Source organism: Allopontixanthobacter sp., from assembly GCF_034376665.1.
Classification (GTDB): domain Bacteria; phylum Pseudomonadota; class Alphaproteobacteria; order Sphingomonadales; family Sphingomonadaceae; genus Allopontixanthobacter.
In genome coordinates, this window is the sequence record NZ_JAXMJI010000022.1 from 1 (window position 1) to 16,473 (window position 16,473).

Below are 16,473 nucleotides of genomic sequence, written 5' to 3' on the forward strand. Positions count from 1 at the left end.
TTTCGGTTCGTCCGGGTCGCAGTTGCCCCAGTCGTTGCCGATGCGCGGCACGCCGGTGGAGGTGCCGCAGCCCAGCATTACCAGCTTCACGCCGCTGCTTTCGTGAACAGGGCATGGAAATTGCGGGTTGTGGTTTCCGCCAGACCTTCAAGGCTTTCTCCGCGAAGAGCGGCGACAAATTCGGCGGTGTTCCTGACGAACGCCGGTTCGCACGGTTTGCCGCGATGGGGAACCGGGGCCAGAAATGGGCTGTCGGTTTCGACCAGCAGCCGGTCTGCAGGGATTTGTGCTGCGATTTCCTGCAGTTCCCTGGCGTTCTTGAATGTCACGATACCCGAAAGGGAGATCGTCAGCCCGAGATCGAGCACTTTGTGAGCAAAGCCAGCCGAAGCCGTGAAACAATGGATCAGAGCGGGGAATGCCCTCTGCTTCATCTCCTCGGTCAGGATGTTGGCGGTGTCGTCTTCCGCGTCGCGGGTGTGGATTATGATCGGCAGGCCGGTTTCACGCGCGATGCCGATGTGCATCCGGAACAGCGCCTTCTGGACCTCGCGGTCGGATTTGTCGTAATAATAGTCGAGGCCGGTCTCCCCGATTGCGATGACTTTGGGATGCACGGACGCGTTTCGCAGCGCGTCAGCGCCCAGGTCGGCATGGGCGTCAGCTTCGTGCGGGTGGATGCCGACACTGGCCCAGACATCGGGCTCGCGCTCCGCCGTGGCGATGACGTCATGCCACTCGCTTTGTTTGGTCGAGATGTTGAGGAAGCCCCCAACACCAACGGCGCGCGCGCGTTGCAGGACACCCTGCTGGTCCTCTACCACGCCCTTGTACTGCAGATGGCAATGGCTATCGATCAGCATTACGCTGGCTCGCTTTCAGGCAGATCCAGTCTGGGAAAGATGCCTTCGGGTTTGTCGAGCCGGTAGCCGCTGTTCACCAGATTTGCAAACCAGTTTGCGTTCTCGAGCGCAGCGAAATCACGGCCCTCACCGGCGATCCCCATCTGGTCGAGCAGCCGGTCCGCCGATGCCGGCACTACGCAGCGCACCGCGATGGCGAGTGACCGGACGCAGCGGAACAAGGTCATCAGCACAGCTTCCATCCGTGCCGGGTCTTCCTTGCGCAAAGTCCACGGTGCCTGCTCGTCGACATATTGGTTGCAGGCGAACACCGCGCGCATCCAAGCGTCCAGCCCGACCGAGAAATTGAGCTGCTCGAATTCGAGCGGCAGTTCGTTGGCGCAGGCGTGGTATACCAATTCCTCAAGGGCGTCATCGGTCGAATTGGTCGGCACGGCCTTCAACTCGCCGCCCATATTCTTGAATATCATCGACAGACTGCGCTGGGCCAGATTGCCGAAGCTGTTCGCCAGTTCGGCGTTGGCGCGGGTCACGATCGCTTCGGGCGAATAGCTGCCGTCCTGCCCGAAGGCGACTTCGCGCATCAGGAAATAGCGCAGCGTATCGACGCCAAATTTGTCCGCCAGCATCATGGGATCGGTCACATTGCCGAGTGATTTGGATTCCTTCTCGCCGCGGTTGAGCAGGAACCCGTGGCCGAATACCTGTTTCGGAAGCGGAAGACCGGCGCTCATTAGGAACGCGGGCCAATAGACGGCATGGAACCGGACAATGTCCTTGCCGATCAGATGCAGGTCTGCCGGCCAGAATTTCCGCATCATTTCCGTGTCATCGGGGTAGCCGAGACCAGTGAGATAATTGGTCAGCGCATCCACCCAGACATACATGACATGGCTACCGTCACTTCCATCGGCTTGCGGCACTTTCACGCCCCAGTCGAAGCTCGTGCGCGAAACGGAGAGATCCCGCAGTCCGCTCGACACGAAACCGATCATTTCGTTGCGGCGGCTGTCGGGTTGCAGGAATTCGGGGCTTTCCGCGTACAGTTCCAGCAGTTTGTCCTGGTACTTTGACAGCCGGAAGAACCAGCTCTCCTCTACCGTCCACTCCACCGGAGTGCCTTGAGGGGACAGTTTTTCGTCCCCTTCCCCGATCAATTCGCTCTCGTCGTAAAAGGCTTCGTCGCGAACCGAATACCAGCCTTCGTAGCGGTCCAGATAAAGATCGCCATTGGCCTCCATGGCGCTCCACAAGGCCTGGCTGGCGCGGTGGTGATCGTCATCGACAGTGCGGATGAACCGGTCATAGCTGATCCCAAGACCGTCGCACATATCCTTGAAATAACCCGACATCTCGTCCGCCAGGGCACGCGCGGACCGGCCCTGTTCCTCAGCCTTGCGGAGCATCTTAAGCCCATGTTCGTCCGTGCCGGTCTGGAACCGCACCTCGCGTCCACGCAGGCGCTGGAAACGGGCAATCACATCAGCCGCAATCGCTTCGTAGGCGTGGCCGATATGCGGGCGACCATTGGGATAGGAGATCGCAGTGGTAATGTAGAATGGGTCAGGCATCGGCCCGGTCCCTAGTGGGGGCGGTGGAGGCAAGCAAGGTGCCGATTTCCATTACCAGCAATCCGGCATCGAAATTATAGGTTGGCGCCTGCCCCGTCAGGGTGACCAATTCGCTGTGCGCCTGTGCCAGGACCGGAATTTCATCAGCTGTGCAATCCTGCGCCCGGGCACCAATGACTGCCCGGGCAAGGTCCAGCACCGCCTGGATCCGTGCACGGTCGGGGCGGGTCCCGATTGCTTCTGCCAATTGGCCGCGGAGGGTGAAATCCGGGTCGCCTTCGCGCGCGATCCGCCGCATGATAGTGTTGAGAGGGCCGAGGTTGCTGGTGATAAAATTGAGCACCGCGCCGGGTGAGCCACTTGCGGCCGCCACCGCCGCATCCACCGCATCATGATCGGCTTCCGGAACCTCATGGCTCAGGAGCGACCGCATCCGGTCATCCCCCACGAGCGGAAAGCGAAGCGTCCGGCAGCGCGAGCGGATTGTTGGAAGCAACCGGGCGGGCCGATGCGCGACCAGCAGGAAGAAAGTGCCCCGTGGCGGTTCCTCGAGGCTTTTCAGAAGCGCATTGGAGGCACTTTTCTCCATATCGTCCGCCGGATCGATGATGATCGCCCGCCGCTCACCCAGCGTCGGACGCGTGGTCAGCCGCTGCTGCATCGCCCGGATCTGTCCGATCGTGATGTTGCGCTTCAGTTCGAATGGTTTGCCCTCCGCCTGCTTCTTGTCCTCCTTCTCGTCCTTGGGAAGATGGGTCAGAATATGAATGTCGGGATGATCGCCGGCAGGTTGGTGGACACCCGGTTCGGCGACCAGCTCGCGCGCCGCCGCGACGGCAAACTGCATCTTGCCCAGGCCGCTCTTGCCCGTCAGCAGCCACGCATGATGCATTCGCCCGCCGGCCGCCGCTTCGCGCCATTCGCGCCATGGTTCGTCATGACCGATGAGGATCATGCTGCAATCTCCAGCAACGGAGCAAGCGCGGCCATGATCCGGCGGTGAACCTCGTCCGGCGCCCCCTCCCCACCAATGGTCACGAACCGATCGGGCGCAGCGGCGGCAAAGCGCCGGAATGCCTGCGCCACATTTGTATGATAAGCCGCGCCGCGCCCGCCAATGGCATCCGCAACGCCCTGATCACGTGCTGCCAATCGGGCAGAGATCGTCTCCGGTGTGACATCGATCAGCACGGTCATGTCGGGCAGCAGACCTTCGCTGCCGATGTCGTGCAGCGCCATGATCGTATCGTCGCCCAGCCCGCCCGCTCCGCCCTGATAGGCGCGGCTTGAATCGAGAAATCGGTCGCAGACGACCCAGCGGCCAGCTGCGAGCGCGGGGCGGATCAGCCGCTCGACATGGTCCGATCGCGCGGCGGCAAACAGCAAGGCTTCGGCACGCGGGCCCCAGCCGGGGCCGGGCGGAGCAAGCAGCAACGCACGGATAGCTTCGGCACCCTCGGTCCCGCCCGGTTCGCGGGTCACGGTTGCTGGCTGTCCGAGCGCCTCCAGCGCCTCGGCGAGTAGCCGGGACTGGGTCGATTTCCCCGTCCCTTCCCCGCCTTCCAGCGCAATGAATTTGCCGTGGTTCACGAGAATATACCTGTAATTCCGTTGACGAGACGTCGCCAGATGTCTGCCTTTTCGACCGCTTCGGCTGTTACCAGCGGCACCCGGGACGGGGGCAGCCCGTCAACTTCGATTTCCAGCTCGGCAATTCGTTCACCCTGGCGCACCGGGGCCTGGAGCGGGCCTTCGTAATGGATGGTCAGCTTCACGTCTCCCTGCCCGCGGCCCACCGGGAATGTAGCGTTGATATTGGCCGGAGCCGACAGCGGAACACCGGACTGCATTCCATTCTGCACGTCCGCCACACCCACCGTCGCACCCGCTGCAAACAGAGGCCGCGTGTCGAAGCGGTTGAAGCCCCATTCGATCAATTGGTACGCAGCCTGCTTGCGGCGCTGATGCGTGTCGCTGGCGGCCACGACCATGACCAACCGCCGCCCATTGCGCACCGCGGTGCCCAGAAAGCCGTAGCCTGCCTCGTTGGTAAAGCCGGTTTTCATCCCGTCTGCACCCTCGACGATCCCGATCATCGGATCATGATTGGCCTGCGCGATGCCATTATAGGCAAAGCCCTCACGCCCGAAATAGCGGGCGTATTTATAGGGATGACGATTCATGATCGCTCGGGATAGAATGACCAGGTCGCGCGCGGTCGTGTAGGTTCGGCCCTCGTCCGGCCAACCGTTCGGTGTTCCGAAATGGCTCGACCGCATACCCAATTCGCGGGCCTTGGCATTCATCAGGCCGAGCCAGTTGTCGATTGATCCGGCAGCCCCCTCGGCCAGCACGATCGATCCGTCGTTCGCCGATACCGCGGCGATCCCGATCAGTAATTCATCGACCGAAACCCGCGCATCATGCGGCAGGAACATGCGCGAACCCTTGTTGCGCCATTCCTTGAAGGTTTCCGGACGGACAGTGAAGATGTTGGTTGGCGAAAGTTTCCCTTCGTCGATCAGTTCGAACGCGACATACAGTGTCATCACCTTGGTGATGGACGCGGGCACGAACCGGCGGTCCGCGTCGCGCGCCATCAACTCCTGTCCGGAGTTCAGATCCACCAGCAGGGCGATCGGTGCGAGATCTGCGCCAGGCACGCCGAGATCGCCGGGTTTGGCCACGCGCTCAGGCGAACTCACAGGCGAATAAGCGAGCAGCGGCGCCGCCGCTGTCACCACCGACAAAGCCATGATTCTGAGATAATGTGCCAAATTCGTTCCCGTCACCGGGTTGGAGCCGGTGGATCAGTTTGCCGTTGTTACTTTGGCACCGCTATACCCTGCCGCGCGCACCTTGGCGAGCGCTGCATCGGACTGTCCACGGCTTGAGCGCGGACTTACCCGGACCCTCCCCCCGGCAATCTCAAGGGTTAATCTCATCTGCAAGCAATCCAACGCTCAGGGCGTAATAATTCGAGCAATTGTATTCGAGGATGACTCGATAATTTGCGGTCAGGAGCCAGGCAGGATTTCCCGGTCCGTCGGGCTGGAAGAATGAAGCCATGACGTCGTCAGCAAGGTATTTCTGGGGCTGCACGCCGAGCTTGCGCCATTCTGCGATGGTTTTCCATTGACTATGGCGCTCATGGACCCGCGGGCAAACCGGGGCGGTCAGCTTGCTTTGAATGGCGCCGCGGTCGAGATTGGCTGGTACCGAAGCCCGCACACCCCATGGCTGGCCGCGGCGCCACCCGGCATCGCGGAAATAATTGGCAATGGAATGCAGCGTATCGGCGCGGCTGTTCCAGATATTCGCATTTCCGTCCCCGTCGCCGTCCACCGCAAGCCGCAGATAGACGCTTGGCAGAAACTGGGGGTTACCGAATGCGCCGGCCCAGCTTCCTACCATGGTCGAGCGGGGGAAGCCGCGGTCGGCGATCTTGAGCAGATCCACCCATTCGGTCGCGAACAGGTCGCGGCGGCGACCCTCCCACGCCAAAGTTGCCAGCGAACGGGAGAGATCGAAGTCGCCCATGTAGCTGCCGTAATTGGTCTCGTGGCCCCAAATCGCGATCACGATTTCGCCCGGGACCCCGTATTGCTGCTCGATTGCACGGGTGATGCTCCGCGAATTGCCGAAGGCTTCGCGTCCGCCGTTGATCCTCGCGCGGTCGACATGCCGGGCCAGATAAGGCGCAACTGGCGGGAAGCCGCTGACGCCGGGTGTGCCTGGCTGGGCCCGGTCGAGTTCAATTACGCGCATGTTCGGCGTGAGCCCGGCGGTCATCCGGCGTATCGTCGGCTCGCTGACACCCTCCGCCCGCGCCCTGGCGGACAGCAGTTGGAGATAGGCATCGAACGAGAGGTCCTGGCCATAAACATTTGTCGGCGCAGCGGGAATGCCCAGCACGATTACGGAGAAGGCGAGCAGGATACTTCTGAAGAACATCCTGACCTGATGTCACACGGGTTATGAATCGCAAATGACTTTTCGTGGTTTTTCGGAGGGCGTATCCCGATTTCCCGCAGGCGCGCCTCCTCCCACCGCAAAATGCCGGGATGACAAATCGATTCCGGCGCGCTAGCGGCTTCTGCCGAGCGGAAGGGTGGCAGAGTGGTCGAATGCACCGGTCTTGAAAACCGGCGATGCGCAAGTATCCGTGGGTTCGAATCCCACCCCTTCCGCCAGATTTTTTCGGAACATTTCACGGCGGGCAATCGTTTGGCCGGTGAAATGGAGAAACCGATATGCGCAAGATATTGATGGCGACCCTTACTGGCGCGGCGGCTCTTGGCCTTGCTGCGTGCGATGTCGAGCAGACCGAAGAAGGCGAAATGCCCGAGGTGAATGTCGAGGGCGGAAACATGCCGGAGTACGACGTCGATGCCGCTGATGTGGACGTGGAAATGGAGGAGCGGACCGTCGAAGTTCCCACCGTGGACGTCGAAGAAGCCGACGCGACTGAGACGCCTACCGAGTAATCTGTCAGCTTTGTTGATTCTGCGAAGCCCGGGCGTTCGACTGAACTCCCGGGCTTCGCTTTTGCTGAATGCGAATTCCTAGATGTGTAGCGCCCGGCCGTAGGCCGACAGCACGCTTTCATGCATCATTTCGCTCAAGGTGGGATGCGGGAAGATGGTGCCCATCAGTTCGATTTCTGTCGTTTCGAGAACCTTCCCGACCGTGTAACCCTGGATCAGTTCGGTAACTTCCGCGCCGATCATGTGGGCACCGAGCAGTTCTCCGGTTTTCGCGTCGAATACCGTCTTGATGAAGCCTTCAGCCTCTCCAAGCGCGATCGCCTTGCCATTTCCGATGAAAGGGAAATTACCGACCTTTACCTCGTGGCCGGCTTCCTTCGCCTTGTCTTCGGTGAGACCGACGCTGGCGACTTGCGGATGGCAATAGGTGCAGCCGGGAATCGCATTCCGGTCCAGCGGATGGGGATGGACGTCCTTGTTCCCCAATTCCTGCGCGATCGCCTCTGCGGCAGTTACGCCTTCGTGGCTCGCCTTGTGAGCCAGCCATGGCCCGGGAACACAGTCCCCGATTGCCCACAGGCCTTTGGTGCCGGTGCGTCCGTAGCCATCGATCTGGATGAAGCCGCGGTCCATCTTGACCCCCGCCCCCTCCAGCCCGATATTTTCCGTATTCGGCTGGATACCGATGGCGACGATGGCGTGGCTGAATTCTTCCGTCGTGACCTTGCCGTCCTTGCCCTTGATGTTGGCGGTGACGCCCTTGGCAGATGACTTGAGATCCTCCAGCCCGGTCGCTGTGCGGATATCCATCCCTTGCTTGGTCAGGGATTTCTGCAGGAATGCGGAAATCTCGGCATCTTCCACCGGAACAATCCGGTCGAGCATCTCAACTACGGTAACTTCCGCGCCCATATCGTTGTAAAAACTGGCGAACTCGATGCCAATTGCGCCCGATCCGATGACTAGCAACTTGCTTGGCATCTCGGGCGGCACCATTGCGTGACGGTAGGTCCAGATGCGTTTGCCATCGGAGGGTGCAAACGGCAGATCGCGCGCGCGCGCACCGGTCGCGACGATAATATGTTTGGCGCTCAGCGTCTCGCTGCCCTTGTCACCCTTCACTTCCAGCGTGGCCGCATCTTTCAAGGTCCCCTCGCCCATGTGGACGGCGATCTTGTTCTTTTTCATCAGATGCGCGATGCCCTGGCTGAGCTGCTTGGCCACCCCGCGCGAGCGCTTGACCACCGCATCCAGATCGGCAGTGATTTCCTTCGCCGCCAGCCCGTAGTCCTTGGCATGCTGCATGTAATGGAAGATCTCCGCCGAACGGAGCAGTGCCTTGGTCGGAATGCACCCCCAGTTGAGACAGATGCCGCCGAGGTTTTCCCGCTCAACGATCGCGGTCTTGAGGCCCAGCTGCGCGCAGCGGATCGCCGCGACATAGCCGCCGGGACCCGAACCAAGGACGATCACATCATATTGGGAAGCCATAGCCACTCCGATTGGTAATTGGATCGAGAACCGCGCCGCTTATCCTGCGACCAGTTCGACATATTTCGCCTCCACCCAGCCAAACTGGCAAGGGCCGGCATAAGGCTCTGGCTGGTCCAGCGCGCTGCTGACACGGCAATCGCCCAGTTCCTGAAACTCGCCCTTGGGATAGACGATGCCCTGCCAATCCTCGTCCGCCTCGCACAGCCAGACGAGCGTGGAGACGGCAAGTTCGTCGGTCACTTCGGCAACTTCATTCGCTTCGGCCCTGACCCGCAAGAGATCGCCTTTGCGAGGTTCGAGGCCGTTGACCCGTCCGATGCCGGGGCAGGCGTCCGATTGGGGGCCTTCGAGCCCTACCAGCGGCGCACGGATCTGTTCCTGCACCGGCCGTGCCGAAAGACTGCTGGAGACAGCCAATATCACGATGGATGCAAAACCGATGAACCCCATCGCGTCAAGCCACCAGCCCTAGCGGATTTTCCACGATCTGCTGGAAGGCCTGCATCAATTGCGCGCCGTCAGCCCCGTCGATCGCACGGTGATCGAAACTGCCTGTGGCGCTCATCACCGTGGCGATGGACAGCGCGCCGTCGATCACTGCCGGACGCTTCTCGCCCGCACCGACGGCCAGGATCATCGCCTGCGGCGGATTGATCACCGCGTCGAACTGCTTGATTCCGAACATCCCCAGGTTCGACAGGCTGGCGGTCCCGCCCTGATATTCATGCGGCTGCAATTTGCCGTCGCGCGCCTTGCCAGCCAGTTCCTTCATCTCGGTGGAAATGGTGGAGATCGACTTGCTGCCCGCATCGACGATGATCGGCGTGATCAGCCCCGAAGGCGCCGCAACCGCGACCGAGATGTCGGTCCTGGTATATTTGCGCAACTCGTCACCGGCAAAGCTGACATTGCAGGAAGGAACCTGCTGCAACGCCTTGGCCAGACCCTTGATCAGCAGATCGTTAACCGACAGCTTGATGCCCTGCGGTTCGAGCGCGGCGTTGAGTTCGCTCCGCAGCTTGAGCAGTGCGTCGAGCTGCACATCCAGAGTCAGGTAGATGTGCGGAATCGTCTGCTTCGCTTCGGTCAGGCGGCGGGCGATCGTCTTGCGGATATTGTTCAGCTTTTCCGCCTCGAAGGGGATGCCGTAATCCGGAATCTTCGCGTCGGGAACCGGTGCCGCCGCTTCGGCAGAAGGGGCTGAAACTGGAGCGCTGCCCTTTGTACCTTCGACATCCGCCTTGACGATGCGGCCATTGGGGCCCGATCCGGAGACATTCGCCAGATCGATACCCTTCTGTTCGGCGATCCGCTTGGCAAGCGGAGAGGCGACTATGCGCTCTCCTGAAGTTTTCGGCGCAGCGGCGGGCTTCGCAGATTTCGCCGGAGCCACCTCGCCTGCCGGTTCGGCCGGTGCGGGTTTGGCAGGTTCCTTCGGCTTATCGGCTTCCGGTTCCGGTTCGGCTGCCTTGTCGGAAGCTGCATCACCGGCATCTTCGTCTTCGCCCGCAAGGGTCGCGATGACTGTGCCGACTTTCACACCTTCGGAACCCTCTTCGACGTCGATACTGACGATCGTGCCTTCATCGACCGCTTCGAATTCCATCGTCGCCTTGTCGGTTTCGATCTCGGCCATGATGTCGCCCGAACTGACCTTGTCGCCGACCTTGACCAGCCAGCGCGCGAGCGTGCCTTCTTCCATGGTGGGGGACAATGCGGGCATCTTGATGGGCGTGGGCATGGGCGTACGACAAGTCCTGTTGCTGCGTCAGACAACCTCTGACCAATTTGCCGCCAACGGGCAAGGTTCTTGCACCGAATACGTTTTCATCGTATAGTCCGGCAAGGGAGGATTTTGATGCGCGTCTATCTGGTGATCATGGACGAGACAGACGAGGCGCGCGTGGCTTTGCGGTTCGCATCGCGCCGAGCAGCCGCCAGCGGGGCGGCAGTGCATATACTGGCGCTGGTCGCGAAGCAGAACTTCAACGCCTTCGGCGGAGTGCAGGCGACGATCGAGCAGGAAGCGTATGACCGAGCGGAAGTGATGGCCAGCAGCGCAGCCGGAAGCCTGTTTTCCGAAAGCGGCAAGATGCCGACCATCGCCGTCAAGACCGGATCCAGCCAGAGCGTGATCAAGGAATATCTCGCCGAGCATCCCGAAGTCGCTGCTCTGGTGCTGGGTGCGTCGAGCGAGGGGGGCTCCAATCCGCTCATCACGCATTTTTCCGCTCATGCCGGATCGCTGCCCTGCCCGCTCTATATCGTTCCAGGTTCGTTTTCGGCCGAGGACATCGATCGGTTGGCGTGATGTCAGCTTAGGGTGCCGCGGGCCGGGTAGTCGTTCTTCTGGGCGTAATCGAGCCCTTCGAGCAGCTGATCCAGCGGCGGCCGCGTGAACGGGGCGCTCTGCGTTACCGCGAAGAACAGCGATGTGTCAGGGCGAAGGATGAACAGGCCGGGTTCGGAAAATATTTCCGGTTCCTCACTCCCTTCCCGCTTCTCCGAGATGTACAGGCCCCACTCACGCGCGTTCTCTTCGGTCAAATCGTAAACCAGCGGCAGATCGCCGGTCGACCATTCCTCATCGACTTTCCGCGCACGCTCCTCGTCGTCCATCGAGATGGCGAACACTGAAATCCCGCGTGCGGTGAAATCGTCCAGCCTCGCCCCGATTTCCTCCAGATAGCTGCGACAGATCGGGCAATGACTGCCGCGGTAGAACACCAGCATGGTGAAGTTTTCCGGCGTTTGCTGCGATAGTTCGAACCGCCCCTGGATTGTCAGAGGCAGGTCGATATTCGGGACTTTCTGGCCGGGGGTGAGCAATGGAGTTCTCCTTCCCCTAACCAATGCTGCGCCGCCTCGCGCGTTCCGCCGCACCTATTTCTTTTTGCGCCCCTGGTGCCGGATATTCCCCGGCCGTCCGCGCGGGCCGGTGCGGAACTTGCCTGCTTGCGGACCTTTGCCGCCGCTTCCCTTGCCTGGCCCCTTCGACGAACGTCGGGCCTCTGTGCGATTGCCCCGGGGCTCGATTTTCTGACCATCGGTTTCGGGCAGCTGGAACTTCAGCGCACCCGTCAACGGATTGGCTTCGGCCAGGGTCAGTTCAAGCTTCTGGCCCGTATCGAACCGCGTACCAGACCGCTCGCCGATCAGGGCGCGGGCCGCTTCGTCGTAAGTGTAGTAATCCGAACCAAGGGTTGAAACCGGCACCAGCCCATCCCCGCCCAGTCCGACGATTGTCGCGAAGAAGCCGAAGCTTTGCACACCGGTGATCCGGGTTTCGAAGGTCTCGCCTACGCGGGCGGAAAGCCAGGCGGCGACATAGCGATCGATCGTGTCGCGTTCGGCCTCCATCGCTCGCCGCTCGGTGCCGCTGATCGCCTCGCTGATCTTCGCCAGGTCGCCCCGGTCGCGGTCCGACAGGCCGGATAGCGGCGGTATGGAGCCTTGCGGCTTGGGCTGCTCCAATTTGAAAGCATCGACCAGCGAACGGTGCACGAGCAAATCGGCATAACGGCGGATCGGCGAGGTAAAATGCGCGTAGGACCCCAGCGACAGGCCGAAATGTCCCGCATTGTTGGGGCCGTAATAGGCCTGCGTCTGGCTGCGGAGCACCGCTTCCATCACCTGCGCCTTTTCCGCTTCGTCGGTGACATCCTTTAGCATCCGGTTGAACAGAGAAGGTGTTATCACCTGTCCCAGCGCCAACTTCTTGCCAAACGTTTCGAGATATTCCCGCAGCGCCACCAGCTTTTCGCGGCTGGGGGTCTCGTGCACCCGGTAAACCACGGGGGCAGTCTTGCTTTCCAGCGCCTTGGCCGCGGCGACATTGGCGGAGATCATGAATTCCTCGACTACGCGGTGCGCATCGAGCCGTTCCCGGATAGCGATTTCAGTAATCTTGCCTTGATCGTCCAGCATGACCCGCCGTTCGGGAAGGTCCAGCTCCAGCGGGTCGCGCTTGGCGCGGGCATCGGCCAGCACTTTCCAGCATTCCCACAGATTGGCGAGGTTTGTCGCCGCCTTGCCGCTGTCGATCCGCTCCTGCGCATCCTCGTAGGCGATCACCTCGTCGATCTTCACAAGCGCACGGGTGAAGCGCCAGTCCATGATCTTGCCGTCGCCGGAAATTTCCATGTGGCAAGCCATCGCCGCGCGGTCTTCGCCCTGCCGCAGCGAGCAGACATCGGCGCTGAGCACTTCGGGCAGCATCGGCACTACTCGGTCCGGGAAATAGACCGAATTGCCGCGCTTGCGGGCCTCCCGGTCGAGCGCACCGCCGGGGCGGACATAATAGGACACGTCCGCAATCGCCACCACCGCGCGGAAGCCGCCCTTCCCGTCCGGTTCTGCCCAGATCGCATCGTCATGGTCCCGCGCATCCGCTGGATCGATGGCAACGATCGGCAGATGCCGGAGATCTTCACGGGTTTCGGCGGAGACCGGCAGTTTCGCCGCCAATTCGGCCTCCGCCAGCGTGTCTTCCCCGAAAACATTGGGAATGCCATGCTTCGATATGGCGATCAGGCTGAAGCTTTTCGGAGCCAGCGGATCGCCGAGCACTTCGATCACATTCACGCCCGAACGCTGCGATTTGCCTGCCGCCTCGGTCATGACCAACTGGCCCGCGGCAGCCCCGCCAAGGTCGGCGATGGGGCTGGATTGCCGCACCCGCTTGTCGACCGGGGCGAGCCACGCCTTGCCGTTCGCGTCGATCTCGACGACGCCCATCATGCCTTCCGTCTTTGCGGGCAGCTTCTTCATCACATGCGCGCGCCAGCCGCCGCCGGTCTCTTCCGTCCTGGCCAGAATCCGGTCACCGACGCGCAGCGCTGCCTGGCGTGTGCGCCCCTTCTTGGGCTCGATGACCCGCAGTCGCGGCGGCGGCGTGGCGTCATCGGGTTGCCAGCTGTCAGGGATAGCCAGGGGTTCCCCGTCCTCGATTTCGACCACCCGCAGCACAGTTACCTTGGGCACCCCGCCCATCCGGTGATAAGCAGTCTTCTTGCCGTCGATCAGGCCTTCTTCCGCCATGTCGCGCAGCAATTTCTTGAGCGCGATCTTTTCCTGCCCCTTGAGGCCGAAAGCCTTGGCAATCTCGCGCTTGCCGGCAGCACCGTCGGCGGTCTGGATGAATTCGATGACCTGGGCAGCCGTGGGCATACCGGCCGGCTGATTTGTGCGGGGGCGTTTGTTCATCCCGGGCTCCTATGCGCTGGCACGGTTCGTGTCGAGCGGCGTCCGCGCGGAGGACCGGAGGGCGTTACTCCGGGATCGGCGCAAAACCGCCTGCGGGCACGGCACTGGCGATCGGGCTCATCGAACCGTCTTCGCCATGCGCGCTGACCCCGAAAAACCAGTCATCGCCGCGAACACCTTCCAGATTGGCGCTGGTCGCGACGACGTTTGCGATCACCGGTTCGGCTTCCCAGTTCGGCACATCGGTCCGCCGCTTCCAGATAGTGTAATTGATCGCGCCCGGAACCGGTTCCCACTTCAGCGAAGTAAAGGTCTGCACTGCTGCCTGCGCCACCGGAGCGGGCGGCATCGGGGTGCGCGCCAGCCGGTCGAGGGCACGGATATTGAGCCGGGTGACCTTGGCGAGGTAGGGGAAATCCATCTCGTCCACGGTGTCGCCGTAGGTAACGCCGTCCTCGACCCGCAAGTCCTGATGCTGGTGTTCGTAATCTTCCACCGCGACCGAGAAACGGATCGCTGGATAGCCTTTTTCGAGGAACGGGATCTGGTCTCCGCCCCGGCCCATACGGTCCGTGCGCCAGATCTGTCGAACGTCGAGGCCGCCGGGAGTTTCGTCCGCCAATGCGTCGATCCACCGTGACAGATTGCGACCGGGACTGTCGTTCTCCCCGCCATCCCGGCGCTGCGCTGCCCGGATTTCATCGGTCAGATCCGCACGCGGACCTTCGGAAAACACCCGGACATGGCCCTCGTCGCAATAGCCGTCCGAACCGCAGCTTCCACCAACGATATCGTTGTTAAGCACGGCCTTGACCGTCCAGCCCTGTTCCGCCGCATAATCCGCGAGCAGCTGGCCGCCATACAGCCCCTGCTCCTCGCCCGAGAGCAAGGCATAGACAATGGTGGTGGGGTAAGTGTTGCCCGACAAGACCCGCGCGGCCTCGATCACCAGCGCAGTGCCGGAACCATCGTCGTTCGCGCCGGGTGCGTCGCTGGTGAAATCGGCCACATCCGACACGCGGCTGTCGATATGGCCCTGAACAATGACCACTTCGTTCGGCCGTTCGGTGCCTCGCTGGATCGCAACCACGTTGACCAGCCGCGTCGGGGTCGGAATTCGCCGCCCTTCGACCATGCGTTCAGGCAGCACTATTTCCAGGCATCCGCCGCAGGCCGCACTCGCCTTGCGGAATTCAGCCTCGCCCCACTTGCGCGCGGCGCCGATACCACGGGTGGGATGGTCCTGCAGCGACAGGGTGTGCCGGGTGCCGAAACCAACCAGAGCGTCGATATCGGCCCGGAGCCGGGCTTCGGAGACCTCGCTTGCGGGATCGTCCTGCGCGCCGAGCGGCGCACCACTAATCAGGGAAACGAGAGCTACGGCACCGGCCAGACTGATTTTCTGCATGGCCCTGTATGTCCCCGTTACCCGGACTTTGGCAAGGCAGGATTACCTAATAGGCGCGGGCGACATAAATCCGTTCGACCGCCGGTTCACCGGTAAAGATGCAGGAACCCGAAGCAGGCTCCGCTCCGATCGGGACATTGCGAACCGTCAGCTTGAGCGCCTTGAGTTTTTCCACCACCGCATCCAGCGCTGGGCCGGTCGGCTTCGACCACTGGACTTCGGCCCATCCGGGATATTTTGCCGCGTCATCGTAGAATGTGGACAGCTCGTCCATGCTGGCAATGCCGCGAGTAATATTGGCATCGCGCCGCGCCGCGGCTTCGTCGTACAGCGCCTGCTGGATTTCTTCGAGCAGCAGAGGGATCAATCCCGGTGCATCGGCAGCGGATGGCGCGGAAAAGTCGGGCTTCCCACTCCCGTCCCACAACCGATCCCGCCGGAGCAGGCTGACGGTGCCATTCTCCATATCGCGGCCGCCCACCTCGAGGATTATTGGAGCGCCCTTGCGAACCCAGTCCCAGCGCTTGGCAGCAGCCTTGCCAGGCTTTTTGTCGAGCAGGACGCGGGTCTTCTCACCAAGCGCCGATGTCCCGGCAATGGCGGCGCGCAGGGTCTCACAATAGGCCAGCAGCGCTTCGTCTTCAGGCTTGTCGCGCAGCATGGGCAGGATCACCACCTGATGCGGTGCAATCGCGGGCGGGACGCGCAAACCGTCGTCGTCACCATGTGTCATGATCACGCCGCCGATCAGACGGGTCGATGTGCCCCAGCTGGTGGTATGGCAATATTGCTGCCCGCCTTCGCGGTCCTGATACTGGATGCCGGAGGCTTGCGCGAAATTGGTTCCGAGATAATGTGACGTACCGGCCTGCAGCGCCTTGCCGTCCTGCATCATTGCCTCGATCGACCACGTTTCGACCGCGCCCGGGAAGCGTTCGTTTTCCGGCTTTTCGCCCGCGAAGACCGGCATGGCCAAATCATCTTCAGCGCAGGCGCGATACACTTCAAGCATCCGCAAGGTGTGTTCGCGCGCATCGGCGGCGTTTTCGTGGGCAGTATGCCCATCCTGCCACAGGAACTCGGTGGTCCTCAGGAACATCCGCGTGCGCATTTCCCAGCGCACGACATTCGCCCATTGGTTGGTCAGCAGCGGCAGGTCGCGCCAGCTCTGGATCCACCGTGCCATCGCATCGCCAATGATCGTTTCGGAAGTAGGCCGCACAACCAGCGGTTCTTCCAGCTTTGCGTCCGGGTCGGGGATCAGCTTGCCATTTTCACCAGCGATCAGACGGTGATGGGTGACCACCGCCATTTCCTTGGCAAAGCCTTCGACGTGCTCAGCCTCGCGCGTGAAATTGGCGAGCGGGATGAACAGCGGGAAGTAGCAGTTCTGAACGCCGGCGGCCTTGATCCGGTCATCCATTAGGCGCTGAATGCGTTCCCAG

The 16,473-nt window shown here is 61.8% G+C and carries 15 protein-coding genes, 1 tRNA gene and 1 pseudogene; 3 read left to right on the top strand and 14 right to left on the bottom strand.

Going from position 1 to position 16,473, the window contains the following annotated elements:
- The 7 genes and pseudogenes from U0988_RS02135 to U0988_RS02165 all read right to left on the bottom strand — a co-directional run.
- Nucleotides 1-90, bottom strand: a pseudogene (locus U0988_RS02135) (MBL fold metallo-hydrolase); the annotation flags it as partial.
- Nucleotides 87-863: a TatD family hydrolase gene (locus U0988_RS02140; protein WP_322291005.1), complete on the bottom strand. Its 777-nt coding sequence runs from the start codon at nt 861-863 to the stop codon at nt 87-89. The gene U0988_RS02140 and the pseudogene U0988_RS02135, both read right to left, overlap by 4 nt.
- Nucleotides 863-2,434 (bottom strand): methionine--tRNA ligase, encoded by a 1,572-nt coding sequence (metG, locus tag U0988_RS02145; RefSeq protein ID WP_322291006.1) that lies wholly within the window; start codon nt 2,432-2,434, stop codon nt 863-865. The genes U0988_RS02140 and metG overlap by 1 nt, the downstream gene beginning before the upstream one ends.
- A complete protein-coding gene (locus tag U0988_RS02150; RefSeq protein ID WP_322291007.1) occupies nt 2,427-3,389 on the bottom strand; it encodes a DNA polymerase III subunit delta' in 963 nt (320 codons plus the stop codon). Before U0988_RS02150 ends, metG begins: the two co-directional genes overlap by 8 nt.
- A complete protein-coding gene (gene tmk, locus U0988_RS02155) occupies nt 3,386-4,024 on the bottom strand; it encodes a dTMP kinase (RefSeq protein WP_322291008.1) in 639 nt (212 codons plus the stop codon). Before tmk ends, U0988_RS02150 begins: the two co-directional genes overlap by 4 nt.
- The gene (locus U0988_RS02160; protein WP_322291009.1) at nt 4,021-5,190 is read right to left on the bottom strand and encodes a D-alanyl-D-alanine carboxypeptidase family protein; all 1,170 of its coding nucleotides are present in this window, start codon (nt 5,188-5,190) and stop codon (nt 4,021-4,023) included. The genes tmk and U0988_RS02160 overlap by 4 nt, the downstream gene beginning before the upstream one ends.
- Nucleotides 5,191-5,362: 172 nt before the next feature.
- Complete coding sequence (locus U0988_RS02165; RefSeq protein ID WP_322291010.1) at nt 5,363-6,388, bottom strand: lytic murein transglycosylase; 1,026 nt, start codon at nt 6,386-6,388, stop codon at nt 5,363-5,365.
- A 151-nt stretch (nt 6,389-6,539) separates the two neighbouring features.
- Here U0988_RS02165 and U0988_RS02170 point away from each other — a divergent pair.
- Both U0988_RS02170 and U0988_RS02175 read left to right on the top strand, forming a co-directional pair.
- Nucleotides 6,540-6,627: transfer RNA gene (locus U0988_RS02170), tRNA-Ser, on the top strand.
- A gap of 75 nt (nt 6,628-6,702) precedes the next feature.
- Entirely contained in the window at nt 6,703-6,921 is a 219-nt protein-coding gene (locus tag U0988_RS02175) for a hypothetical protein (protein WP_322291011.1), read from the top strand.
- Nucleotides 6,922-6,999: 78 nt separating this feature from the next.
- Here U0988_RS02175 and lpdA read toward each other — a convergent pair whose 3' ends face one another.
- From lpdA to U0988_RS02190, 3 genes are read right to left on the bottom strand one after another with little or no spacing between them, the layout of a single operon-like run.
- Nucleotides 7,000-8,412, bottom strand: a complete 1,413-nt coding sequence (gene lpdA / locus U0988_RS02180) for a dihydrolipoyl dehydrogenase (RefSeq protein WP_322291012.1) — start codon at nt 8,410-8,412, stop codon at nt 7,000-7,002.
- A gap of 39 nt (nt 8,413-8,451) precedes the next feature.
- Nucleotides 8,452-8,838 (bottom strand): hypothetical protein, encoded by a 387-nt coding sequence (locus tag U0988_RS02185; protein WP_322291013.1) that lies wholly within the window; start codon nt 8,836-8,838, stop codon nt 8,452-8,454.
- 31 nt (nt 8,839-8,869) lie between these two features.
- Entirely contained in the window at nt 8,870-10,156 is a 1,287-nt protein-coding gene (locus tag U0988_RS02190; protein WP_322291014.1) for a pyruvate dehydrogenase complex dihydrolipoamide acetyltransferase, read from the bottom strand.
- 117 nt (nt 10,157-10,273) lie between these two features.
- Between U0988_RS02190 and U0988_RS02195 the strand changes: the two genes are divergently transcribed.
- Nucleotides 10,274-10,726, top strand: coding sequence for a universal stress protein (locus U0988_RS02195; RefSeq protein ID WP_322291015.1), 453 nt, complete (start codon nt 10,274-10,276; stop codon nt 10,724-10,726).
- Nucleotides 10,727-10,728: 2 nt separating this feature from the next.
- On the opposite strand, the gene U0988_RS02200 is transcribed toward U0988_RS02195, so the two are convergent.
- The 4 genes from U0988_RS02200 to U0988_RS02215 all read right to left on the bottom strand — a co-directional run.
- Nucleotides 10,729-11,244, bottom strand: a complete 516-nt coding sequence (locus U0988_RS02200) for a peroxiredoxin-like family protein (RefSeq protein WP_322291016.1) — start codon at nt 11,242-11,244, stop codon at nt 10,729-10,731.
- Nucleotides 11,245-11,298: 54 nt separating this feature from the next.
- Nucleotides 11,299-13,620: a ribonuclease R gene (rnr, locus tag U0988_RS02205; protein ID WP_322291017.1), complete on the bottom strand. Its 2,322-nt coding sequence runs from the start codon at nt 13,618-13,620 to the stop codon at nt 11,299-11,301.
- A gap of 64 nt (nt 13,621-13,684) precedes the next feature.
- Nucleotides 13,685-15,028: a M28 family peptidase gene (locus U0988_RS02210; protein WP_322291018.1), complete on the bottom strand. Its 1,344-nt coding sequence runs from the start codon at nt 15,026-15,028 to the stop codon at nt 13,685-13,687.
- 46 nt (nt 15,029-15,074) lie between these two features.
- Nucleotides 15,075-16,473: aminoacyl--tRNA ligase-related protein (locus tag U0988_RS02215; RefSeq protein WP_322291019.1), on the bottom strand; the 1,399-nt coding region annotated here is incomplete at its 5' end.